This window comes from Bacteroidota bacterium, from assembly GCA_041658205.1.
Lineage (GTDB): Bacteria > Bacteroidota > Ignavibacteria > UBA10030 > UBA8401 > UBA8401.
The window spans coordinates 621,761-646,288 of the sequence record JBBAAO010000001.1; the positions used below are offsets into that span (position 1 = coordinate 621,761).

30 protein-coding genes are annotated in these 24,528 nt (G+C 41.3%); all 30 read left to right on the top strand.

What is annotated here, in order from left to right:
• Positions 1–557 precede the first annotated feature (557 nt).
• The 30 genes from WDA22_02480 (at position 558) to serS (ending at position 24,516) form a co-directional block, all read left to right on the top strand.
• Complete coding sequence (locus tag WDA22_02480) at positions 558–3,296, top strand: vitamin B12-dependent ribonucleotide reductase (GenBank protein ID MFA5832320.1); 2,739 nt, start codon at positions 558–560, stop codon at positions 3,294–3,296.
• 207 nt (positions 3,297–3,503) lie between these two features.
• Positions 3,504–4,529: an acyl-ACP desaturase gene (locus WDA22_02485; GenBank protein ID MFA5832321.1), complete on the top strand. Its 1,026-nt coding sequence runs from the start codon at positions 3,504–3,506 to the stop codon at positions 4,527–4,529.
• Positions 4,530–4,590: 61 nt separating this feature from the next.
• Positions 4,591–4,791 carry a cysteine-rich CWC family protein gene (locus WDA22_02490; protein MFA5832322.1) on the top strand — a complete coding sequence of 67 codons (201 nt, stop codon included), beginning with the start codon at positions 4,591–4,593 and terminating at the stop codon, positions 4,789–4,791.
• A gap of 69 nt (positions 4,792–4,860) precedes the next feature.
• Positions 4,861–5,280 carry a hypothetical protein gene (locus WDA22_02495; protein ID MFA5832323.1) on the top strand — a complete coding sequence of 140 codons (420 nt, stop codon included), beginning with the start codon at positions 4,861–4,863 and terminating at the stop codon, positions 5,278–5,280.
• A gap of 1 nt (position 5,281) precedes the next feature.
• On the top strand, positions 5,282–5,701 hold the full coding sequence (locus tag WDA22_02500) for a hypothetical protein (protein ID MFA5832324.1): 420 nt from the start codon (positions 5,282–5,284) through the stop codon (positions 5,699–5,701).
• A 119-nt stretch (positions 5,702–5,820) separates the two neighbouring features.
• Entirely contained in the window at positions 5,821–6,186 is a 366-nt protein-coding gene (locus WDA22_02505; GenBank protein ID MFA5832325.1) for a response regulator, read from the top strand.
• Positions 6,183–6,515, top strand: coding sequence for a hypothetical protein (locus tag WDA22_02510; GenBank protein ID MFA5832326.1), 333 nt, complete (start codon positions 6,183–6,185; stop codon positions 6,513–6,515). Before WDA22_02505 ends, WDA22_02510 begins: the two co-directional genes overlap by 4 nt.
• Positions 6,516–6,517: 2 nt before the next feature.
• On the top strand, positions 6,518–8,221 hold the full coding sequence (locus tag WDA22_02515) for a GspE/PulE family protein (protein MFA5832327.1): 1,704 nt from the start codon (positions 6,518–6,520) through the stop codon (positions 8,219–8,221).
• A gap of 12 nt (positions 8,222–8,233) precedes the next feature.
• A complete protein-coding gene (locus tag WDA22_02520; protein ID MFA5832328.1) occupies positions 8,234–8,623 on the top strand; it encodes a response regulator in 390 nt (129 codons plus the stop codon).
• 143 nt (positions 8,624–8,766) lie between these two features.
• A complete protein-coding gene (locus WDA22_02525) occupies positions 8,767–8,940 on the top strand; it encodes a hypothetical protein (GenBank protein ID MFA5832329.1) in 174 nt (57 codons plus the stop codon).
• A gap of 4 nt (positions 8,941–8,944) precedes the next feature.
• Entirely contained in the window at positions 8,945–10,639 is a 1,695-nt protein-coding gene (locus tag WDA22_02530) for an ATPase, T2SS/T4P/T4SS family (protein MFA5832330.1), read from the top strand.
• Positions 10,640–10,815: 176 nt separating this feature from the next.
• Positions 10,816–11,181, top strand: coding sequence for a response regulator (locus WDA22_02535; protein MFA5832331.1), 366 nt, complete (start codon positions 10,816–10,818; stop codon positions 11,179–11,181).
• A 22-nt stretch (positions 11,182–11,203) separates the two neighbouring features.
• Positions 11,204–12,148, top strand: coding sequence for a YafY family protein (locus WDA22_02540; protein MFA5832332.1), 945 nt, complete (start codon positions 11,204–11,206; stop codon positions 12,146–12,148).
• 210 nt (positions 12,149–12,358) lie between these two features.
• Positions 12,359–12,970 carry a GyrI-like domain-containing protein gene (locus WDA22_02545; GenBank protein MFA5832333.1) on the top strand — a complete coding sequence of 204 codons (612 nt, stop codon included), beginning with the start codon at positions 12,359–12,361 and terminating at the stop codon, positions 12,968–12,970.
• Between the two features lie 224 nt (positions 12,971–13,194).
• The gene (locus tag WDA22_02550) at positions 13,195–13,503 is read left to right on the top strand and encodes an antibiotic biosynthesis monooxygenase (GenBank protein ID MFA5832334.1); all 309 of its coding nucleotides are present in this window, start codon (positions 13,195–13,197) and stop codon (positions 13,501–13,503) included.
• A gap of 5 nt (positions 13,504–13,508) precedes the next feature.
• Complete coding sequence (locus WDA22_02555; GenBank protein ID MFA5832335.1) at positions 13,509–14,042, top strand: dihydrofolate reductase family protein; 534 nt, start codon at positions 13,509–13,511, stop codon at positions 14,040–14,042.
• A 20-nt stretch (positions 14,043–14,062) separates the two neighbouring features.
• Positions 14,063–14,599: a DinB family protein gene (locus WDA22_02560; GenBank protein ID MFA5832336.1), complete on the top strand. Its 537-nt coding sequence runs from the start codon at positions 14,063–14,065 to the stop codon at positions 14,597–14,599.
• The gene (locus tag WDA22_02565; GenBank protein ID MFA5832337.1) at positions 14,596–15,153 is read left to right on the top strand and encodes a DNA-3-methyladenine glycosylase I; all 558 of its coding nucleotides are present in this window, start codon (positions 14,596–14,598) and stop codon (positions 15,151–15,153) included. Before WDA22_02560 ends, WDA22_02565 begins: the two co-directional genes overlap by 4 nt.
• Positions 15,154–15,412: 259 nt before the next feature.
• The gene (locus WDA22_02570; GenBank protein MFA5832338.1) at positions 15,413–15,889 is read left to right on the top strand and encodes a sigma-70 family RNA polymerase sigma factor; all 477 of its coding nucleotides are present in this window, start codon (positions 15,413–15,415) and stop codon (positions 15,887–15,889) included.
• A complete protein-coding gene (locus WDA22_02575; protein ID MFA5832339.1) occupies positions 15,886–16,287 on the top strand; it encodes a zf-HC2 domain-containing protein in 402 nt (133 codons plus the stop codon). Before WDA22_02570 ends, WDA22_02575 begins: the two co-directional genes overlap by 4 nt.
• A 9-nt stretch (positions 16,288–16,296) precedes the next feature.
• Positions 16,297–17,370, top strand: coding sequence for a TonB family protein (locus WDA22_02580; GenBank protein ID MFA5832340.1), 1,074 nt, complete (start codon positions 16,297–16,299; stop codon positions 17,368–17,370).
• Positions 17,371–17,444: 74 nt separating this feature from the next.
• Positions 17,445–18,029, top strand: a complete 585-nt coding sequence (gene hisB, locus WDA22_02585; GenBank protein ID MFA5832341.1) for an imidazoleglycerol-phosphate dehydratase HisB — start codon at positions 17,445–17,447, stop codon at positions 18,027–18,029.
• Between the two features lie 81 nt (positions 18,030–18,110).
• Positions 18,111–18,707: an imidazole glycerol phosphate synthase subunit HisH gene (hisH, locus tag WDA22_02590; protein MFA5832342.1), complete on the top strand. Its 597-nt coding sequence runs from the start codon at positions 18,111–18,113 to the stop codon at positions 18,705–18,707.
• Positions 18,707–19,471, top strand: a complete 765-nt coding sequence (gene hisA / locus WDA22_02595; protein MFA5832343.1) for a 1-(5-phosphoribosyl)-5-[(5-phosphoribosylamino)methylideneamino]imidazole-4-carboxamide isomerase — start codon at positions 18,707–18,709, stop codon at positions 19,469–19,471. Before hisH ends, hisA begins: the two co-directional genes overlap by 1 nt.
• A 1-nt stretch (position 19,472) precedes the next feature.
• Positions 19,473–20,231 carry an imidazole glycerol phosphate synthase subunit HisF gene (hisF, locus tag WDA22_02600; protein ID MFA5832344.1) on the top strand — a complete coding sequence of 253 codons (759 nt, stop codon included), beginning with the start codon at positions 19,473–19,475 and terminating at the stop codon, positions 20,229–20,231.
• Positions 20,232–20,240: 9 nt separating this feature from the next.
• On the top strand, positions 20,241–20,630 hold the full coding sequence (hisI, locus tag WDA22_02605; protein ID MFA5832345.1) for a phosphoribosyl-AMP cyclohydrolase: 390 nt from the start codon (positions 20,241–20,243) through the stop codon (positions 20,628–20,630).
• Positions 20,627–21,532: a carbohydrate kinase family protein gene (locus WDA22_02610; GenBank protein MFA5832346.1), complete on the top strand. Its 906-nt coding sequence runs from the start codon at positions 20,627–20,629 to the stop codon at positions 21,530–21,532. Before hisI ends, WDA22_02610 begins: the two co-directional genes overlap by 4 nt.
• A complete protein-coding gene (rfbD, locus tag WDA22_02615) occupies positions 21,529–22,440 on the top strand; it encodes a dTDP-4-dehydrorhamnose reductase (GenBank protein ID MFA5832347.1) in 912 nt (303 codons plus the stop codon). Before WDA22_02610 ends, rfbD begins: the two co-directional genes overlap by 4 nt.
• Position 22,441: 1 nt before the next feature.
• Entirely contained in the window at positions 22,442–23,242 is an 801-nt protein-coding gene (locus tag WDA22_02620) for a hypothetical protein (GenBank protein ID MFA5832348.1), read from the top strand.
• Between the two features lie 8 nt (positions 23,243–23,250).
• Complete coding sequence (gene serS / locus WDA22_02625) at positions 23,251–24,516, top strand: serine--tRNA ligase (protein MFA5832349.1); 1,266 nt, start codon at positions 23,251–23,253, stop codon at positions 24,514–24,516.
• Positions 24,517–24,528 lie beyond the last annotated feature (12 nt).

Sequence of the window (24,528 nt, forward strand, 5' to 3'; positions counted from 1 at the left end):
GTGTAGAAATATTTTTTAAAATTAATTTTTTCACAGCCTTTCTTACGTAAAAATATTTTTCTATTCACATATTTTAATGAATGCATTTTTTAGAGAGAATATATTTTGTTCAGCCGTTATATGTTGATGTGCGTTATGTAATATTTTGTATCAATTGGTTAGCTTTTTCAAATGCTTTTTTGTTTGTCTTCAGCGAAGTAGTGGATATCTCTATAACGGCGTTACGTGGCAATTGTCAAACATCGCATAATGAATCATTCTGTTGTCAAGTTAAGTTTTAGAACAATAAAGGGGAGATAAAAAGACTTCATTTTCTCCTTGACTTGAGTGTTGTAACCATCTATATTCGCATACGGTTACACAGGGCGAAGTTCTCTCCGAGTTATCAGAAAGTTAATTTAGTATAAACAATTTGGGGCTTTCTCTATTCTTTAGAGAATGATGGCTCGTTTTTTCATTTTTGTTCAGAAAAGCATTGAATTCTTAAGTAACTATAAATTCAGACACTTACTACCAATTTTATCAAACATTTTTAATTAACAGGAGGATATAACCCAATGAGTGACACTAAAGTAGCGGTAAAAGAAACCGCATCAGCTACGAAATCAGGGACTCAGGGGCTCACATTCCGTCGTTTTTTTACCACAGAGGGTGTTCATCCATTTGCTCAAGTAGAATGGGAACTCAGAACGGCGGTAATTACCAATGAAAAAGGGGAAAAAATATTCGAACAGAAGAACGTTGAAATACCGAAATCGTGGTCGATGACCGCTACCAATGTTGTTGTGTCCAAGTATTTCCATGGGCTAATAAATACTCCCGAACGCGAAACAAGCGTTCGCCAAATTGTTGACCGTGTTGCGACCTCTACTGTTAATTGGGGTCGTAAACAAAAATATTTTGCTTCAGAAAAAGATGCAGACATATTCTATAATGAGCTCTGTTTTATTCTTGTGAACCAATACATGGCTTTTAACAGTCCGGTGTGGTTTAATGTTGGTGTTGAAGAAAAACCGCAATGTTCGGCTTGCTTCATCAATTCCGTACAAGATTCGATGGAATCAATCCTCGGGCTTGCTCGTACTGAAGGGATGCTCTTTAAATTTGGTTCGGGGACAGGTTCAAACCTTTCCACGCTCCGTTCTTCAAAGGAGACACTTGCAGGAGGAGGGACAGCATCCGGCCCAGTTTCGTTTATGAAAGGTTTTGACGCGTTTGCAGGAGTAATTAAGTCCGGTGGAAAAACCCGTCGTGCTGCAAAAATGGTAATCTTGAATGCTGATCATCCGGATGTTGTTGAGTTTATCAATTGCAAAGCGGTAGAAGAGAAAAAAGCATGGGCGTTGATTGATTCAGGATATAATGGAGGGTTCAATGTTCCCGGCGGCGCGTATGATTCTGTTTCCTATCAAAATGCAAACCACTCTGTTCGCGTAACAGATGAGTTTATGAAGGCTGTTCTCGAAGATAAAGAATGGCAGACCAAATCTATTAAAGGCGGAAATGTTGTCGATACATTTCGTGCGCGTGATTTAATGCGGCAAATATCAGAAGCAGCGTGGCTATGCGGTGATCCAGGTATGCAATTCGATACAACGGTGAATGCATGGCATACATCTTCTAACACGGCACGGATCAACGCTTCGAATCCTTGCAGCGAATATATGTATTTAGATGATTCAGCTTGTAACCTTGCCTCACTCAATTTGATGAAATTTAGAAAAGAGAATGGCGAATTTGATGTTGAATCGTTCAAATATGCAGTAGATGTTACAATCACTGCTCAGGAAATTTTTGTTGATAACGCAAGTTATCCCACACCGGCGATTGAAAAGAACAGTCATGACTATCGTCCTCTTGGATTAGGATATGCGAATCTTGGTGCCCTATTAATGGCTCGTGGACTTGCGTATGATTCTGATTCCGGACGTGAATATGCTGCTGCTATCACATCGTTAATGTGCGGTGAAGCGTACGCTCAATCTGCACGCATCTCCGAACATACAGGACCGTTCAAAGGTTATGCGATCAATCGTGAACCAATGCTTGGTGTAATGAACAAACACAGTATCCACGCTGATAAGATTTCCAAAGATTATGTTCCGAATGAATTATGGGAAGCATCGAGCATTTCATGGAAAGAAGCGATTGAACTCGGAAAAGAGAATGGCTTCCGGAACGGTCAGGCAACTGTGCTTGCACCAACCGGAACGATCGGGTTTATGATGGATTGCGATACCACCGGTGTAGAACCTGACATTGCTCTTGTGAAATATAAAAAACTTGTCGGCGGCGGAATGATGAAGATTGTCAATCAGACTGTCCCCGAAGCTCTTCGCAAACTTGGGTACGACAGCGAAGCAATTGAACACATCGTCTCGTTCATTGATAAGAACGATACGATTGAAGGTGCGCCATTCTTAAAAGATGAGCACATGTCTGTATTCGACTGTGCATTTAAACCGGCAAAAGGAAAGCGTTCCATTCAATATATGGGACACATTAAAATGATGGGTGCAACACAGCCGTTCCTTTCCGGTGCAATTTCCAAAACAGTCAATATGCCAACAGAAGTTACACCTGAAGATATTATGCAGGCATATGTTGAATCCTGGAAATTAGGATTAAAGGCTGTCGCAGTATATCGTGATGGCTGTAAACGGACGCAACCACTTTCGACCTCTTTGGATGGTGACAAGAAGAAGGAAGAGAAGAAAGCGGAGGCTCGCATTGCCCGCCGCCGTTTGCCGGCAGAACGTGCAGCATATACACACAAATTCAGCATTGCAGGACACGAAGGTTATATCACCGCCGGTATGTATGAAGATGGAACACCGGGCGAAGTATTTATCACCATGTCAAAAGAAGGTTCAACACTTTCCGGTATGATGGATGCATTTGCAACATCAATTTCCATCGCATTACAGTATGGCGTGCCGATTAAAGTGCTGGTAGATAAATTCAGCCATATGAGATTTGAGCCATCAGGATTCACGCAGAATCCGGACATCCCAATTGCAAAATCGATCTGTGATTACATCTTCCGCTGGTTAGGGATTAAATTCCTGCCGAAGGATGAACAAGTGATGACCATGGTTACGGAAACACCCGTGCTGGAAACGGTCGCAAAAGCAGAAGTGAAGACAGAAACTGTCACTGCTGCTGAGCGAGGCGAAAAATATGTGTTTCAGACGCAAGCCGATGCACCGCCTTGTCATGAATGTGGAAGCTTGATGATCCGGTCGGGGGCTTGCTATAAATGCACGCAATGTGGAAGTACTTCAGGATGCTCCTGAGTTCTTCACCACAGAGGCACGGAGAAATAAATAAGACATATTACACCTAAGAGGTGTCCTACATCTTAACGAAAGAAGGTGAAAACGCCGAGGCAGCAATATCCTCGGCGTTTTCATTTGTACGAACTGATCATATGGCCGTAAAAGTTGCTTTCTCAATTCGGATTTTTGTATCTTGTTTAAGAATACTGAAGAGGGGAAATCATTATGAACCAGCTCGAAGTCACTTCCAAACAGTTTGAAGTTGTCAAAAGCATTGAAGGATTTGTTGACGATAATCTTTCAAATTTGCTGAAACCGATCAATGAGAACTGGCAGCCCTCTGATCTGCTTCCTGATATGCGTGCAGAAGATTGGCGAGAACAGATTACCGAGTTTCGCCGTAGAGCAAAAGAGCTGACCGACGAAGTTTTGGTAGTGCTCGTGGGAGATATGGTAACCGAAGAAGCATTGCCGAGTTATCAAACGTGGCTCAACCGATTCGGCGGAATTAATGATCCGACTGGCGACAGCGATTCTCCGTGGGCAAAATGGAGCAGAGGATGGACATCAGAAGAAAATCGTCACGGCGATCTACTGAATAAATATCTCTACCTTACCGGACGCGTTGATATGCGTTCTGTTGAAACAACCGTGCAGCATTTGATCAACAACGGATTCAATACGAATTCCGGAAACGACCCCTATCTTGGATTTATCTACACCTCTTTTCAAGAACGTGCAACGAAGATCTCTCACCGCAATGTCGGCATTCTTGCAAAACGATGCGGCGATGAACATCTTCATAAGATCTGCGGATTGATCGCCGGCGATGAAGCTCGTCATGAAAAAGCATACAAACTTTTTATGTCGAAAATATTTGAAGTTGATCCGGGAAATGCTGTGACAGCCTTTGCGAATATGATGAAAAATAAAGTAACAATGCCTGCCAGTTTAATGACTGACGGAAAGGATACAGATTTGTTCTCAAAATTTTCCAATGTTGCTCAGCGGATCGGCGTCTATACTGCGAAAGATTATGCGAGCATTATTGCTGCTTTAGTCCAGGAGTGGAAGGTTGAAACATTAAACGGTCTTTCCGATACATCGGCCAAAGCACAGGATTATCTCTGCACATTGTCTCAGAGGTATGAAAAAGTTGCTGATCGTCTGAAGATCTCCGGTTCCGCAAAATTCCGTTGGATCTTTGATCGAGAGATTGTCTTGGATACACCAAACATACAGATGATATAATCAATAATGATAATGTACTATTTGAAGCCTTACTTTTTTACAGTAAGGTTTTTTTATTTGTATGCATAATTTTGAAAAAAGATCTCGGTGCCCTCAATGCGGGAAAGAATTTCGCTGCGGTATAGCAGTAGGTGAACCAACGTGCTGGTGTTTTGATCATCCGCATCTGATTCGTATTGAAGATGCAAAGGAATGTCTTTGCCCCGATTGCCTAAAAGGAAAAATTTCGAAGAAACAGGAGAAAAATATCCGGATTGATTAAATTCAATACGGTGATATTGAATATGCCACTTTATTTGCCGAAGTTAGCAATAACCTGCGGAGGGAAATTATGGCACAGCAGCAGCAGTTATTGCTTGTTCTTGGTTTACTCATTATTGGAGTAGCCGTATCAACCGGAATAAAGCTTTATCAAGAAAATGGTGATTCCATTTACTTGTCACAGATTGAACAGGATTTGCAATATCTTGCGACAAAAGCGCAAGAATATTATCACAAGCCGACCAGTTTAGAAGGGGGTAAGAAGTCATTTTCGAAAATAAAAAAAGGAACTGCAGGATTACAAAAATATTTAGAAGTTGGTGCAGTCTATGGCAATAAAAAATCATTTGCTACGTATCAAGTCACCAATGCATCAACCAATTCACTCATTATCCAAGCAGATGGTATTGCTCCGGTTCGCACTAAAATAATTCCCCGTTACACCGTAACTATTACCGGTAAGGATTATAAAATTAAACGGACTCGATAAAATGAAGCCAATTTATCGCTCACGGTTTGATGTTTTTTGGGATGGTATATTCGTTGTTTTTTCAATAATACTTCTTATTGAATTACCCATGTATATTTATGGACCAACGGATGAAATATTTATGGAGAACCAATTATTTTTAATTCCGCTGATAATCATTAGTATCGTAGCCACGTATGCATTTACACTTCGGTTTATTGCCGTGTATCCCACAATAGTCGTGTTTGAAAAACCGATCGGTTTTTCAAAGAGGAGAATAGTTATTCAAAAAAGCGATATTACACAAGTCGAAATTGAACCCGATAAACGGCCAAAATTAAACGTATATCATCATGCAGAAGGAACATCCATCCGATTATATGAAGATGAAGTACTGCCAATAAAAAAAGCTTTTGCTCATATAGACATTCCGCTCGATTAAAAAATTAACATCTAAACAGTAAGAAAAAATAAATGAGAGTACTATAACATCAGGCGTATCGTGGTTGCTTCATTCTCATTTTATTCCTACTATCTGAATGACATGACAAAAATACTTACATGAAAAAAGCCCTTGTTGTTGATGATTCCGCATATAATCGTACTCTCTTAAATGCTATTTTGCGGAAAAAAGGATTGATCGTTGAAATGGCAGAAAACGGCGCAGAAGGTGTTGAAAAATTCGTTGCCGCTCAACCGGATATTGTTTTTTTAGATTATATCATGCCAAAAAAATCGGGCGTTGAAGCATTAGCCGAGATGAAAAAAATAAATCCAAATTTTATCGGAGTGATGTTGACGTCCATTTCCGCTACCGAAGATGTTCAAGAAGCAAAAGCTGCGGGAGCGAACGGTTATATTTTAAAACCGTATGAAGCGGAAAAAATTTACGAAGTCCTGAGAAAATTCAACCTTATCACCGAATGACAGTTCCCAATTACGCTTGTCCCACGTGCAATAAAAAATATTTCGATCCTCCGTTCGAATGTACGGATTGCGGAACGGAGTTGGGATGGAAATGTTCGTCCTGTAACCATGGTAACCCACTTGTGTATCGACGGTGCGGCAAATGCGGCGTACCCATTCCAACTGTTATTGCAGCAATGATTAATGAAGGGAAACAGCTTCGCACGATGAATATCCCTCAGTATAATGAAAATGATATCGGCGAAATGCTGGAAGAGGGTGAACGACTTGTCGCTAAAAAAGAAATTCAAACGCTCACGCAATCTGACCTTGATAAACTTTTCGACTGATTATGTTTGCCCGCGAAGACTACATATTCCGTGATTATTGTCTTACCAACAAAGTGTTGACAGAGGAACGGTGGAAGCAATTTACCGACACTGCCAATAATTATGGTATGAATGAAGGAATTGCGCGTGCGCTGGTCGAGTTTGGTTTCTTTACACCGGATGAATTAGTCCACCATATCGGTAAAGCGTTTAATTTACCCGTCATGAAATTATATGCCGAAACGAATTCGGCCCCCAAAGAGATCCTCTCAATTTCGTTTATTCGTAAACACCGCGTGATCCCAATGTTTCTTTTTGGTAATGAACTGACCGTCGCGGTCACTGATCCTCCTTATAAAGAAGTGTTGGATGAACTTGCCAAACTTACTCAAAAGAAAATTATCCCTGTTATTGCGGCAGTGAATGATTTTGATGAGACACTGAAAATCCAACAGGGGGGATTCGACGAATTAAAGCGCATTGCAAGTGTCATTGATCTCCAAAAATTCGATGTCGTGCGAACGGGAGGGAAAGAGGTCGATCGTCTCGAAAAGATCGGTGAATTTCCGCCGTTGATTGAGTTGGTTGATGAAATATTTCTCCGTGCGATTAAGATTGGTGCGAGCGATATCCATCTTGAACCATTTGACGATGAAGTGCGGCTCCGGTACCGGTTGGACGGTGTGTTGCAACGGGTGGCTTCCTTCCCCAAAAAAATATCGGAAGGGATTGCTGCGGTAGTGAAGAATAAAGCGGCAATGGATATTTTTGAGAAGAAGAAACCTCAGGATGGGCGTATCTCATTGACGCTGGAAACACGGTCATTCGATCTTCGGGTCAATTCATTGCCGACTGTAGGAGGCGAAAAAATTGTTCTTCGTATCCTGAATAAGAGTTCTATCAATAAAAAAATTACTGAGCTTGGATTGGCTAATCATAATCTGGCCATGCTCGAACATTTATTGAATCAACCGAACGGTCTTTTTTTGGTAACCGGCCCGACCGGGAGCGGAAAGAGTACTACACTGTACGCAGCAATCAATCATATTAAATCGGTCGAAAAAAATATTGTTACGGTGGAAAATCCCGTAGAATATCTTGTGGATACGATCAATCAAGTTAATGTCGACCCTGACCGAGAACTTACGTTTGCCAATGCGTTACGCGCGATATTGCGACAAGATCCTGATGTGGCGCTTGTCGGCGAGATTCGTGATTCGGAAACCGGGATTATTGCAACGGAAGCAGCGTTAACGGGTCATCTGGTGTTAAGCACACTGCATACGAATGATGCTGTCGGCGCAATTCCTCGGTTAATCAATATGGGCGTTCCATCCTATTGGCTTGCGCCCGCACTCATTGGAGTGCTTGCACAGCGGCTTGTTCGGAAAGTGTGTGATTTTTGTAAGGATGAATATCAACCTTCGGAAGAAATATTGTATAAAGCCGGAGTCAGCGGTCTTTCAGGCAGAGCACCGTTTTACCGCGGTGTGGGATGTAAGAAGTGTAATTATCAAGGATACAGCGGCCGAATAGCAATACATGAAGTCTTTTTTGTTAACGAAGAAATACAAACTCTCATCTATCAAAATGAAACAACATCGAAAATTCGCGAAGCGGCATTAAAGAATGGTTTTCGTGATCTGCGTTTTGACGGAATGAAAAAAGTTGTCGCTGGCCTCACAACGTTGGAAGAGATTCAACGTGTAACGCGTTCCACTTTATAACTCAAAAGCATTATGAAGATTGAAGATGTTTCTGTCCTGGTAGTAGATGACTCTGATCATATTCGTACTTTGTTTGCATTATCACTCAAAAAAATCGGAATCAAAGAGATCCATTATGCTGCCGATGGTGCAGAAGGATTAATGCGGTACACGCAGGATAAACCGACGATTACCTTTTTGGATAATATGCTTCCAAAAATGTCGGGTATGGAAGTGTTGCGCGAAATTCGGAATGTGAAACCCGATGCGATTGTTGTCATTGTTTCCGCAGTTTCCAACATCGAAGCAGTCCAGGAAGCAAAGAACAGAGGGGCGAGTTATTATCTTGTTAAACCGTATATGCCGAACAAGATTGTAGAAATAATGAAAAAGTTACTCAATTTGGAAGGAGTTGCGCCATGATCTGTTCTTTATGCAGCAGCGATAATCCGCGAACTGCTTTGGAATGTATCAGTTGCGGAAACAAATTGAATACGGTCCGGTGCCGATGTGGATTTTTAAACTCTTTGATGGATTCGTACTGCGGGTCGTGCGGGAAACAATTAATGAAGTCTTCTTTACTGTCGCGTACGCTTCGGTTAGAATCCAACGCAAACCCGAATCCTAATTTTTCTGAACAGGAATTGATGCGATTAATTGAAATCCAGCAGATTACCACTCATGCGGAAGAGATAACAAACGCTGTCTCTCAAACCGATATTGATAAATTATTCGAATAAGTCTATGATCAGGGACGAAGACGTAAAGATCATTAAATTCCTTTTTGCCAAGGGATATGTTGAAAAGACAAAGTTCGATAAATTTCATCGAATGATGGGGGACGTGGAACAAAAAAGGTGTGCCGATGTTTTGATTGACAATCTTGGTGTAAATGAAGAGACTGTTGCCACCTCCATTTCAGAAGAATTCAAAATTCCTTATGTCAATCTAGCTCCTTCCATAGTTTCTGTCACCAATCAACAGCTGAAAGATGAATTTCTGGGGAAATATCATGCTCTCCCCATTATTCGAAGCGGGGTTGAATTGACTGTTGCGTTTACCGATCCGCCCTATAAAGAAATACTGGATGAGATGCGCCGTGACGCGAAGGTGTTCATCATTCCCGTAGCGGTGAAACGCTCAGCCTACCATGCTATCGTTATGAAAGCACCGGTGGATGAGACAGATGAATATCAACAAATTCCGTCGAAATTTCAGATTGATACTCTTGATATGCGGAAACGCGGGAAAGAGAAAGTCTATGAAATTTATAAGACAGGCAGAATCCCGAATGCCGATGTGCTGATTGATGAGATTATTATTCGAGCGATCAAAATTGGAGCAACAGACATCTATTTTGAACCGATGGAACAGGAGTTCCGGGTACGATACAATATAGACGGTGTTCTTGAATATGCTGTTTCACTCCCCAAAGAGATGACCGAATCGTTGTGTAACGTTATGCGGTCGCGCGGCAGTTTGAACATGTTCGATAAGAAAAAAGCACAGGATGGCCGGTACGCTTCCACTTACGGAAATTTTTCGTTCGATATGAGGGTGAGTACGCTGCCGACGGTTGAGGGAGAACGGTTTTCCGTACGTATTCTGAAAAAATCGAACCGTGTTGTTGACATCAACGATCTTGGATTCTCCTCGGAAAATCTCGTGCTTGTGCGATATCTGCTGAACAGACCTCGTGGATTATTGATTGTTGCTGGTCCTTCTGCCGGAGGAAAAACATCCACTGTTTACGGATGTATGAACGAGCTTCGTGATTCACAAAAGAATATTATTACTGTTGAAAATCCGGTTGAATACCGGCTGGAATTTGCCAGCCAGGTGCAGGTGGATGTCGATCAAAAACTGGACTATGCTTCTTCCATGCGTGCAGTATTGCGACAACACCCAGACTTGATTTTTCTTGGAGAGATCCGGGATGCGGAGGCGGGCGCCGCCGCCGCCGAAGCTGCGCTGACGGGGACGATGGTTGTCAGTACAATCCTTTCCAGCGATGCACTTTCCTGCATTCCTCGTATGACCAATTTCGGAATTCCTCCATCATGGCTGGCGCCGACATTAAATGGAATTATTTACCAGCAATTGGTGAGAAAAATTTGCAAACATTGCCGAGAAAGTTATAAACCGACAAAACATATGATGAATGCCGCCGGTCTTAGTCAGCTGGAAGATTCAATCGTATTATACCGAGGACGAGGATGCGAAGTATGCGGCGGTGATGGGCATCTGGGACGAACAGCGATTCATGAAGTATTGATCGTTGAAGAAGAACTCAAAGATTTGATCTTTAATGAAGCATCACCGGTGAAGGTGAAAGAATCGGCAGTGAAAAAAGGGTTTGAAGGAATCCGATTCGATGCCGCAAAAAAATTAGTTTCTGGAATTATATCCCTTGAAGAATATTTACGCGTGTTGGGTTAGGAGAAGTCCAAAAAAGATTTCAACGCCGATAATTTATTATCGGCGTTTTTATTTTCACCCATTCCAACAAAAAGATGCAAATTATTATTTGAAAATATTTTCAAAATTCGGCAAAAGTATTGATTCGTCTTTGATTTCTTCTTACTATAACAGCGGGGGGAGAAATTGGGATATGTATGAAAAAAGCTCTCATCGTGGACGATGCGGAAGCAAATCGCATTCTGTTTGGCGCCATTATTTCAAAGCTGGGTGTAAAGGTTGAATATGCTGTTGATGGCGAAGACGCCGTCCAAAAATTCGCCGCATTCAAACCGGATATTGTTTTCATCGATCAGATTATGCCGCACAAGAACGGATCGGATGCAATAAAACAGATGAAACTCATTACATTGGACTTCACTGCGATTTTGATGTCGGCCTTGACAAATGAGGAAGATATTAAAGCTATCATGGAATCGTGCAATGCGGAAGAATTTTTACCGAAACCGATATCGTTTCCGGATATCACTGAGGTATTAAAAAAATACAAGGTCATCAGTTGATTCAAAAACAACGCCTCACTCTATGAACCGCACTGACCGGCTTTTTGCACTCCTTCTTGAGATCCAAAACAACCCTACAATTACATCACAAAAACTAGCGGAACGGTTTGATGTAACCAAACGGACCATATACCGCGATGTTCTTGCGCTGATGGAAGCAAACGTTCCCGTAAAAGGAAAAGCAGGAGAGGGATATTCCATTGATGAAGAGTATTTTCTTCCTCCCGTCAGTTTCACGAAAGACGAAGCATTGCTGCTGATTCTTGGCGCTGATGCTGTCGGACAGCATTTTGATGCGCAGTATAAAAAGGCGGCACGTTCAGCTGAAAATAAAATTCATGCATCGCTTTCAAAGGGACTCAAAAAAGAGGTCTCCTATCTAAAAAGCTATATTGCATTTTTTTCCGGAGTACAGGCAGAAAAAGGGAATTTAAGCGATGCAATGCAAAAAATTCGACGCGCGATAATCGAAAAAAAGAGTCTTGCCTTTCGATACTACAAACGCTATTCAGATACTACAGAGCCTATGGTGCGTGAAGTTGATCCATATGCGTTGACGAATTTTTATGGCAATTGGGCCATGTCTGGTTTTGACCATTTAAGAAAAAGTCTTCGGATGTTCCGTTTAGACAGGATGGAAGCAGTTATGGTCACATCCAAATCATTTGAGCGACCGAAGAATTTCCGATTTTCCCAATTGGCAAGAGAAGAACAAACGGTGAAAACGTTATTTCAGATAAAAATTTCCCGGGATATTTTTCGCTGGGTAAAAGAACAGCCGCCGTATAAAATCATCAAAACTCAAACCAGCAAGCATCATGTAATGCTTACGATCGAATCCTCCAGCGAAAGCGCCATTATTACGTGGCTTCTTCGGTGGGGAGAAAAGGCGGAGGCAATTTCCCCCTTACCATTTCGCGAGAATGTAAAAGCTACCCTCAAAAAATTTCTCGAAATCTACCAATAAACACCTCTTCTCTTTGTAAATAATTTTATTAATCGTTTCCTGCTGACATAGGGTTGTCATACCCCTTTTGTAAATTTGTAGTGTTCTTCAAATTAAAAACTACGGAGGGAACGATGCTCATGATAAAAATACCACTCGCGATAGCATTCCTCATCCGGAAAATTGCAATAGGAATCACTATTCAACTATACTATCCACATGGAGTGAATAATGAGAAAAATTGATTATAAAAAGGAATTGCACCTTCTCTATGCATCCTCATCAACAGAAATTACTCTTGTTGATGTTCCTGCGTTGCAATATGTGATGATTGATGGAAAAGGTGACCCAAACACTGCCATTGAATACCGTGAAGCTGTTGAAGCATTGTACACCGTCTCTTACACTATTAAGTTTATGGTTAAAAAGGGAAAGGGGCTCATTAATTATAGTGTATTACCGTTGGAGGGACTATGGTGGGTGCCAGTGATGGAAGATTTTAGCACAGAACGTAAAGATGCTTGGCTCTGGAAAATGATGATGATGCAGCCGAACCTTGTGACAAAAGGATTGTTCGACGATGCTATTGAAGCCGTGCAGAAGAAAAAAAACCTTTCAGCGATACACAAGCTTTCTTTTGAGACATTTAACGAAGGGAAATGTGCACAAATAATGCATTTCGGACCATACCGGGATGAACGCCCAACAATTGATCGATTGCATAACGGTATTTCTCAGCAAGGATACAAGAGAACAGGCAAGCATCATGAAATTTATTTAAATGATCCTCGCAAGTCAGCTCCGGAGAAATTAAAAACAATTATACGACAGCCAATTATATAAATAGTGGAGACATCTGTAAAACTCTCGAGTGGGTCATTGCGAGACGTTTTTTGTCGAAGCAATCTCGTTTTTTTGCTTGTTTAATGAAGATTGCTTCGTTGCTTCGCTCCTCGCAATGACTTTTTCAGAGGTCTCTAGTGATTTAGAATCTAATCTGCTGACATAACGTTGTCTTACTTCCATCATATAATACATTCATCATCTCACAATCATCAAGGAGAAACATGCAAACACCAGTTTTTGAAGTTGTCGTCTATAAAGTAAAAGAAGAAAAGCTTCAGGACTTTTTGAAACAACAACCTTTGGCGCATAATACAATAAGGCAATTCAAAGGATTCAAATCGCTCCATTCGTTACGCTCAATGGAATCACCCAATACTTTTGTTGATTATTGTGAATGGGAATCGCACGATGATGCAGTGAAGGCTAATGAAGATGCAATGAATCGTCCTGAATTGAAAATATTTTTTGAACTCGGGGACGGGATCATCTCATTCGGTCATTATGCTTCGGAACTGCGTACTGAGAATTAATTCGTATGAATGATCGACATGTCATTGTCTATATTGCCATGAGTCTGGACGGTTATATCGCCCGTCCGGACGGCGATATTGATTGGCTTTCCTTTGTTGAGCAATCGGGTGAAGACTATGGTTATAGCAATTTTATCAAATCGATTGATACGGTAATTATCGGCAGAAAGACATACGACAAAGTAATGACGTTCGGTATCGGGTTCCCACACGCTGATAAGGAATGTTTTGTCATAACACGAAATAAACGTCCAACGTTGGGAAACATCACATTTTATGACGGGGATGTTGAAGTATTAATTGCAGCACTCAAAGGAAAAGCCGGAAGGAATATTTTTGTGGATGGAGGAGCAGAAATCGTCAACGAATTAATGAAACGGGATCTGATTGATGAATGGATCATATCGATCATTCCTATCGTGCTTGGCGATGGCATCAGATTATTCCAAGATAATCGTCCTGAACAACAAGTAACCTGTGTTGAGTGTAAACATTATAATTCCGGTCTCGTGCAAATTCATTATCACGTTAACCATTAAAAAATATTTGAGGAAAAAAAATGTTGTCATTACAAAAAGCATTTTCACAATTTGAGCAGATTGCACTTCGTTGGATTGAAGATCTGAATCTCTATACAGAAGAACAGTTCCTTCGAAAACCGGACGAACTCCAATGGTCCATCGGGCAAGTATATGTACACCTTATTCAATCGGCTGAGAATTTTCATTTAAAACAGATACAGCTCTGTTCCAACAAAAATGGAAAGGAAATGAACGGCGGGAAAAAATTACCTGGGGTTATTTCCTTTACCTTAGGAGCGTTTCCCCCAATAAGAATTAAAGTGCCTCCTTCACCGTCATATACACCACAACAGCCAAAGAATAAAGAAGAAGTATTGGAAAAGTTGAAGAAATTAGTTTACACTGTAAAAGAGATTGTTCCCATGGTGGAAAAAGCACCATCGGAACAAAAAACTGAACATCCGGCATTTGGATATCTAAACGCTCGCGAGTGGTATCAATTGATTCTCATGCATTATCATCACCATAGAAGACAGCAAAAGCGACTCAATCATTATTTAGGAATAACAATATGAAACACCGATGCGCATGGTCTGGAACAGATCCTTTATACAATTTATATCACGATACAGAGTGGGGTGTTCCTGTCCACGATGACAGAAAATTGTTCGAAATGTTGAATCTTGAAGGGGCGCAGGCGGGATTAAGTTGGATCACCATTCTCCGGAAACGGGAAAATTATCGAAAGGCGTTTGACAATTTCGATGCAAAAAAAATCGTCAAATATGATGCTGCCAAAGTGCAACAACTGCTTGGAAATGAAGGGATCGTCCGGAACCGGTTGAAGATTGCTTCAGTTATTTCCAATGCCGAAGCATTTTTACAAGTCCAGAAAGAATTCGGCAGTTTTGACTCATACATTTGGCAGTTTGTGAATGGCAAACAGATCATTAACAAGAGAAAGTCTATTAAAGATATTCCCCCCACAACTCCCGAATCTGACATCATGAGCAAAGAGTTGAAAAAGCGCGGATTTCGATTTGTCGGTTCCACCATCTGTTATGCATTTATGCAGGCATGTGGATTGGTGAATGATCATGAGCTAAAATGTTTTCGATACAAGCCATAAAAAGATACAACAGAATAACACACATATTTTGCAGCTCGCTCTATCATTAATTGAATGTGTACTTTTTTTTTGACAATTCTCACTATGTAGCCTTATCGTAAACTGAAAATATTCTTCATTCTCAGGGTAACTTTCCGCATCTTTTCCCATCTTACAGATAGCGTCACATTTGTTCACACAAAGGCATTTTCTGGAAACAGCTTCTGACTCAGTTCTCCTGGAACAATTGTGCAAAGGGCATCAATCAGCTCTTTCACAATTGTATCTACGTTATCAAAAACAATTGCTATTGTTTTGTGTTCGTCTGCTCAATGATGAACAAATGGCAGAAGATGCCGTTCAGAATGTATTTGTTAAACTCCAAACAGACCATACAGCTATTCGAAATGTGGAATCAGTAAAAAGCTGGATCTATACAGTCGCACGAAATGAGGCATTTGGAGAATTACGAAGAAAAAAAGGAGAGGCGCTGAATGAAGAAATTATTTGGCAAGGAGAACTACCGGATGATCAGTTGGCAAAAAAAGATCGAAAGGAAATAGTCAAAATTGCATTAAACTTGCTGCATCCAACCTTCCGTGAAGTGATTATTCTTCGGGAATATGAACAATTATCGTATGCTGAGATTGTTCAAATAACCGGAGCGACAATGCCAACGGTAAAGACGCGATTATTTAAAGCGCGCAAAGCATTGATAGAAAAATTGAAACCGTATTTAACCGAGAGGGAATTATGAAGACGTGTGAAGAGTATCAGGAATTAATCAGTGTGTATACTGATGACGAATTAAACGACCAAGAGACAGCGGAACTATTTTTCCATCTTGGTCAATGTTCAGAATGTAGAGCAATGATGAAGTTGATGCTCCGTCTGCGCTCTACATTGCACGAATCGGAAACTTCCATTACAAAAGGGGATCAGAAGAATGGTTTTTGGAAAAACAAAATTACTATTTCCTATCCTGTCGCCGCCGTGATTGTTATGATGATGTTTGTTTCTGCGGTTTTGTTTGTTCAAAAAATGACGCAGCCCCCGACAGTTGTTGAAAAAACGGAGACGGAGTATGTGTATATGACTTCATTTCCACCAGTATATGCCAAAATCAATTCTACCACAAATTTCAAATCTAACTGAGGTTGTTTTATGAAATTACTATGCTGTAGTCTTCTTTTATTTGCCGTTAGTACAATGGTTGCTCAAAATATTCCTTCTCTTTCATCGATGGATAACTCTACGAGAGAGTCTCATGCTTCCGAAAATGTTCTTCCGGAAGAACCTCAAAAAGGTTCGGCTACAATTCTAGGTTCTGTCATCGATCAATCTTCCCGTGAACCGATTGCTAATGCAAAAGTAACAATCATCGGGACAAAATTTGTATCGACAACTACAGCTGATGGACAATATAAAATTGAGTCGGTTCCAGAAGGGATCTATCAATTAAAAGCGGAAGCTGAATCGTACGAAAGACAGATCATCAATAATGTCTATCTTGTCGATGGAAAGAAAACGGAATATCAATTTTTCACATTAAAAAAGGCGGATCAAGAACCTGCTGATTTTGTTCCCGTAGAAAAACAGCCTACACCGATTAAAGAAAGTATGGCAGCTCCGGTGTATCCAGAAATTGCTCGACGGGCCGGTGTTGAGGGAACAGTGTGGCTTAAGCTATGGGTAGACACTGAAGGCAAAGTACGGAAGACGTCGGTTTTAAAATCTGATAATGAAATACTCATTCAACCAAGTATTGATGCGGCGATGAAGTGGAAATTTGAACCTGCAATGCTAAAAGGAGTGCCGGTATCAGTCTGGGTTTCCATTCCATTTAAATTCAGAGAGTATTTTAAGGAAGAAGAGTTGGATAAGTTGCCGCAGCTCATATCATCCCAACCACCTAAATATCCTGCAAGTGCACGAAAGCAGAATTTGGAAGGAGAATTTTGGTTGAATGTTTCCATTGATGAAAAAGGGAATGTCCTGGGAGCATTTGTTCATCGACTGTATGTCACTGATCAGAAAACAATAATTGACACGTTATCTGAAGAATTGAAAATGAAATTATCTGAACAAGCTTACGCTGCGGTTAATGAAATGTCCAATGAAGCTGTGAATGCTGTTAAGCAATGGAAATTTTCTCCCTGTACGAAGAATAAGAATGCTGTCAAAGCTCGCCTGACGGTTCCGGTCAAATTTTCCCTCAATTCAAAAAAGAAGAAGTGACCCCCTTTTCTTGAAACTCTCCCAAATTATGCGCATTTTGAAGTAGGGACGTCACTTGCGTCCCTATTTTTCTTATGCGTAAAGCCAAAATTAAACGAAAAACGAAAGAAACTGACATCTCCGTATCGATTGTATTGAACGGGAGTGGAAAAGCAACCGTTGCGACCGGTATCGGTTTTTTGGATCATATGTTAGATCTGTTTGCAAAGCATGGACTGTTTGACATCGTTGTCTCATGCAAGGGAGATCTCCATGTGGACGATCATCATACAACAGAGGATGTCGGTATCGCACTTGCAAAAGCATTTACCGATGCTCTAGGGGATAAAAAAGGGATTGCACGATACGGAACGGCCTATGTTCCAATGGATGAAGCTCTTGCGCGCTGCGTCGTGGATCTCAGCGGACGTTCTGCACTTGTATTTAAAGCTGAGTTCAATCGTAAGAAAGTGGGAGATCTTTCCACGGAAATGATCGAACATTTTTTTCAATCGGTTGCTGAAAATCTGAAAGCGAACATCCATATTGAAGTGTTATATGGAAAAAATACGCACCACAAAATTGAAGCGATCTTTAAATCGTTTGCACGTGCAATGCGCCTAGCGTGTGAACTGGATCCACGGGTAAAAGGTGTCCTTTCCACTAAAGGGAAACTGTAGTCAATAGACAATGGACAATAATCAATTACCAATAAAATATATCAGTTGTGGTAATTGTTCATTGAGATATGATAATTGATAATGATTGGTATAATAGATTATCACCTAAATAATTTGCGTTCCGTTCAAAAAGCGTTCGAAAAAACAGGAGTGGAATCGTTTATTTCAGACCGGGTGGAAGAATTGCGGAAAGCGACAAAACTGGTGCTTCCGGGAGTTGGTGCGTTTGGTCAGGCAATGGAAAACATCCGCACTCTTGGAATGGATCGATTGCTGAACGACCATGTAGCGTCCGAACAGCCATTACTTGGTATTTGTCTAGGAATGCAGCTGTTGTTTTCAAAGAGTTATGAGTTAGGTGAGTTTGAGGGACTGGACTTTGTGAAGGGTGATGTAAGATTGTTTCCTTCAACGGTAAAGATTCCACATATGGGATGGAATCAGGTAGAAATGGTGAAACAATCACCACTGCTAAACAATGTGAAAGAAAACAGTTTTGTCTATTTTGTCCACTCTTATTATGTCCAACCAAAAGAAAATGTCACATTAGCTGTGACAGATTATGGTGTACGGTTTACGTCGATCATACAACAGAAAAATATTTTTGGAATACAATTTCATCCGGAAAAAAGTCAAACTACCGGATTACAGCTTTTACATAATTTTGCAGAGATATAATGTTATTGATATTACCAGCAATTGATATTAAGGACGGACGTTGTGTTCGTCTTGTTCAGGGCGCGCCGGGAACGGAAAAGATTTATTCCGACGATCCTGTGCAGATGGCAATTCTTTGGCGCGGTGAAAATTCCAAAACGCTTCATGTTGTCGATCTCGATGGTGCGTTTGACGGAAAAATGAAAAATCTGGATGTCCTTCGTAGAATGATGAAAGCGGTCGATATTCCGATTCAAATTGGCGGAGGTATTCGCTCCTATGAACAGGTAAAACAGTTGTTTGAAATCGGATTGTATCGCGTTGTGTTAGGAACTGCGGCAATCGATGACCCGGAACTTGTTGAACGATGTGTGAAGGATTTTGGTGCGCGGAAGATTGTCGTTGGCATTGACGCAAAGAACGGTATCGTAATGACCAAAGGGTGGCAGGAGAATACCGGTATTGAAGCCGTTTCGCTTGCACTGAATATGAAATCACTCGGCGTCTGCAGGATCGTCTATACTGACATTACAAGAGACGGTATGTTGGCGGGACCGAATTTTGTCGCGATACAGGATATTGCTCAACGAACTGGTTTACGAGTGACAGCATCCGGAGGAGTTTCAAGTTATCAGGACTTGATTGGATTACAGGCGCTGGAAAAATACGGTGTGGATTCTGTTATCGTTGGTAAAGCGTTGTATGAAAATCGTTTTTCTTGCCAAGCATTATGGCGAGACAACGAAAAAGAGTTGGATGATCTCGGTCCAACAAGAAGAATCTGATATGCTTGCCAAAAGAATTATTCCATGTTTGGATGTTGATAAAGGAAGAGTCGTAAAGGGAACGAACTTCGTTGAGCTTATCGATGCAGGTGATCCGGTTGAACAAGCCCGCTTTTACGATCGAGAAGGGGCAGACGAACTGATCTTTCTGGATATCACCGCTTCATCGGATAATCGTTCAACGATGCTTGATGTTGTGCGACGAACCGCAGAAGAGGTCTCCATACCATTTACTATCGGAGGAGGAATTCGAACTACCAACGATATGCGTGAAATGTTACGCAGCGGAGCCGATAAAGTAAGTATCAATACAGCTGCTGTTAATAAGCCACAGTTGATTAATGATGGTGCAGAGAAATTTGGAGTCCAGTGTATTGTGGTCGCGATCGATGCAAAAAAGATAGCGGATAATCGATGGAAAGTGTTTGTCCATGGCGGGCGCACGGAAACGGAACTTGATGTTATAGAATGGGCGCAGCAATGTGAACAGCGCGGTGCCGGAGAGATCCTGCTGACCAGTATGGATCGGGATGGGACGAAGGACGGTTATGACACAGAACTGCTTAAGCGAGTTACAAGTTCAGTAAGAGTTCCAGTAATTGCGAGCGGCGGAGCTGGAACCCTTGATCATTTATATCGGGCATTTGCAGATGCAGATGTTGACGCTGTACTTGCTGCATCTATCTTTCATTTTCGGCAGTTCACTATCGGTCAAGCAAAAGAATTTTTGAAATCGAAAAACATTTTAGTGAGGGTGTAGTTCAAACATATGAAACTCCTTGATGATGTAAAATATGATGTTAACGGACTGGTTCCCGCCATCGCGCAAGATGACAAGACTGGCGATATTTTAATGATGGCGTGGATGAACCGTGAAAGTCTTGAAGAGACGGTGAAGACGAACCGTGCAGTCTATTTCAGTCGTTCCAGAAATAAATTATGGCGCAAAGGGGAAGAGTCGGGAAATTATCAGGAAGTGAAATCGATTCATATCGACTGTGATGCTGACGTTATCTTGATGAAAGTCCATCAGATTGGTGAAGCTGCCTGCCATACAGGACATCGCACCTGTTTCTATCGTGAAGTTATTGAAAGTGGAAACCAGTATAAAGAAAAAAATGACATCATGTTCGATCCAAAGGTGGTTTATAAGAAATGAAACTAACCGTGATTGGACATTTTTGCGTGGATGTATTCCATCTTCCCGATGGTTCTGAAGAAACAAAATTGGGAGGGATATACCATTCTATTGCGGCATTGGCAAATTTAGCTTCGGATCGTGATACGATCTTTCCGCTTTTTGGCGTCGGTGAAAAAGATTTTCAAACGCTCCGTGAAACGTTATCGCAGTTTAAGAATGTAGACATCTCGGGTATGTTTCAGTTTCCCGGCGAATCCAATCGTGTACATTATTACAGCGACAGCCCAAACGAATGTTCACTCAATGTTTCGCAGCCAATTCCATTTTCGCAGATAAAAAAATTCTTGAATGTTGATGCTGTGTATATCAACATGATCTCCGGCAACGATATTACGGTCAATACCATCGACGAAATACGCCTGGAAGTTCGCGGGAAAAAAATACCTATACATCTGGATATGCATTGTCTCACCTTGGCTGTTCAGGAGGATGGTACTCGTGTTCGCAAACCACTGGCTGACTGGCGCCGCTGGTGCTTTATGACCGATAGCGTCCAGATGAATGAGGAAGAGGCGATCGAACTTTCCCTGGAACATTATAGCGATGAACTCCTTGCAAAACAGATGATGCCATTAATGGTGAAAGCGTTGGTAATCACACGCGGAGAAAAAGGTGCTACCATCTATCAGGATCAGCATAAACAATTGTTGACGACGGAAATTCCGAACGAGAAGAACCCTGATCCCGTTTCAACTCTCGGCTCCGGTGATATCTTTGGAGTGTCATTTCTCTACGCATATCTTAAAAAGAAAAATTATACCGATGCGTCCATGTTCGCACAAACATCGGCTGCGTATAGCACAAAATTTTCATTGTCGGAAAAACATCAGCAGTTAAAGGCGATGAGGGAACTGCTATGAAACGAGTGTTAGTGTGCGGCAGCAATGGATTGCTTGGGCAGCGATTGGCGTTAGTATTGGATTCAGACGATGAATATGAAGTATTACATTCCTCTCATCATCGATCATTCGCTCAACCGGAAATTTTAATTGACTATACGCAACTTGATATTTCCATTCGCGGTGATGTAAAAAGCCTCATCACAAGTTATCGTCCGGATGTGATTTTGAATGCGGCGGCGATGACGAATGTGGATGCCTGTGAGCGCGACCGGGAACTTGCCTGGAAAATGAACGTTGTTGCAGTTGAGAATCTTGTTGAAGTCAGCAGAAGGATCGGCGCAAAATTGATCCATGTCTCCACCGATTATGTTTTTGACGGCAAAGCGGGAAACTATACTGAACACGATCGCGTTAATCCTATCAACTATTACGGTAAAACGAAATTGGCCGGAGAAAATGTTATCGTTTCAAGCGGAATCGACTATGCAATTCTTCGAACAATCGTAGTGTATGGAACAGGTGTCAACGTCAGAAATAATTTTGCATTATGGGTGATCAACAATTTGCAGGAGAATAAACCAATTCGCTGCGCCTCTGATCAGATCAGTAATCCAACGTATGTTCACGATCTTGCTGTTGCCATGAGACAATGTATTGATTGTGATGCGAAAGGTCTGTTCCATGTTGCTGGTGCCGAACATGTCAGTCGTTATGATTTTGCCGTAAGGGCTGCGGAAATTTTTGGTTATGATACTTCCTTGATCGAAAAAAAAACATCCAACGATCTGAATCAATTGGCACAGCGTCCTTTGCATACTACATTCATTACCGAAAAAGCAAAACGAACATTCAATTACAATCCTTTGAATATTACGCAAGGATTAAAATTGCTTCAAGAAGAATTGACAGGAATCCATCTTAATTAATATGAAAAAACTAATCCTAATTATTTGCACAGCATCAATCGCATTATTTTATGCATCGTGCGCATCTTCCGAAAAAACAACGGATGCAGCGGACGCTTTAAAGGGAACACCAAAAGCATTGACGAGTCAATTCAAAATGTTGACGGTTAATGCGCAACATGGATTAAAAGATAAAGCCGAAGTGAAAAAATTTGCTGATTGGGTCAAGACAACAGGGGCAGAAGTTGTTGCAGTACAGCAAATCATTCGCGCAACGGATTCGAAACCGGAGTTTGATGCATATTCAGAATTATTGAAACGGTTGGATATGCGCGGTACATTCGCGAAGGCTCGTTATTTTCAAGGATGGGATTCCGGAAATGCGCTTTTTTCTATGTATCCAATTCTTCAATCGAATACATACATGCTTCCGACCGGGAAAGGGAAAACTCGTCGTTCACTATCGTTCGGTGTTTTTGAAATGGGATTGAAATCATTAGCATTTGCATCCACCGATCTGGATGATGAAGATTTGAGTGAACGGGTGAAACAGGTGTATGAAATCTTATCGATACAAAAAACGATGCCGGAATATCCGATTATTGTAGCGGGTAACTTCGGAGAATCTTCCAAGGGGAAAGCACCGGCAAAAATGCTGGAACGTTATGCCTGCGCCAATAGTTCTGCCGATCAGACCGCCGGAATGGAACAACATGTCTATTTACCGAACGATGGGAAATTGAATGTTGTTTCAATTGAAAAAGTGCTCAATAAAACATTACATACGTACGCCTTGCTTGTAACCATTGAAGTAATCCAATAGGAAATATTATGTTAGACTTAAAATTTATTCGCGAACATACTGATGTTGTTAAAGACGGTATCAAATTAAAAAAAACAGACGACAACATCGATGCGATTCTTGCGTTGGACAATCAACGACGGACTCTTATCGGTGAAGGTGAAGGATTAAAAGCGAAACGAAATGAAGTTTCCGCAAAAGTCGGCCAGATGAAAAAATCTGGCGAAGATGCTAGTGCTGTAATTGAAGAGATGAATTCAGTCAAGACTCGCATTCAACAAATTGATGACGAATTGAAAACAGTTGAAGAGAAGCTGGAAGATTTACTTCTTACGGTTCCTAATGTTCCTCATCCTTCAGTCCCGATTGGATCAACTCCCGATGACAATAAATCTATCTTCGAATGGGGAGAAAAACCCAAAGTTGATTTTGAATTAAAGCCGCATTGGGATCTTACCAACAAACTTGGAATTATCGATTTTGACCGCGGATCAAAAGTTTCCGGCGCGGGGTTTCCGTTTTATGTTGGGAAAGCGGCAACGCTTCAACGAGCATTAATCAATTTCTTTTTAGATCAAGCGGCAGAGCACGGATATACCGAACTTCAGGCGCCCATCGTTGTGAATAAGGATAGTGCTCGCGGTACGGGTCAAATTCCGGATAAAGAGGATATGATGTATGTTGCAACGCGGGACGAATTGTATATGATTCCGACTGCGGAAGTACCGGTAACCAATTTTCATCGCAAGGAAACTTTTGAGGAGAAAGATCTGCCGATCAAATATGCTGGTTATACACCATGTTTCCGCCGCGAAGCGGGATCGTATGGGAAGGATGTTCGCGGATTGAATCGGCTCCACCAATTTGATAAAGTGGAGTTAGTGAAATTCGTTCATCCAAATACGTCGTACGACGAACTTGAATCATTGCGCACCGATGCGGAACGTTTATTACAACTTCTCGGTTTACCATATCGTGTTCTGTTAATGTGCACAGGAGATATGGGCTTTACGCAGACGAAAAAATACGATCTGGAAGTTTGGGCTGCTGGACAACAGAAATGGTTGGAAGTCTCGTCGTGCAGTAATTTTGAAACCTTTCAAGCGCGCAGAATGAACATTAAGTTCAAGTCAAAAGAGACCGGTAAGCAGGAATTTGTTCATACGCTGAATGGATCGGGTCTTGCGCTTCCAAGAATTGTGGCCGCGATTATCGAAAACAATCAGACACCGGAAGGGAAAATTATTGTTCCGAAAGTGTTACAGCAGTATACAAAATTTTCCGTGATCGGTTAATGGCAAAAAAAT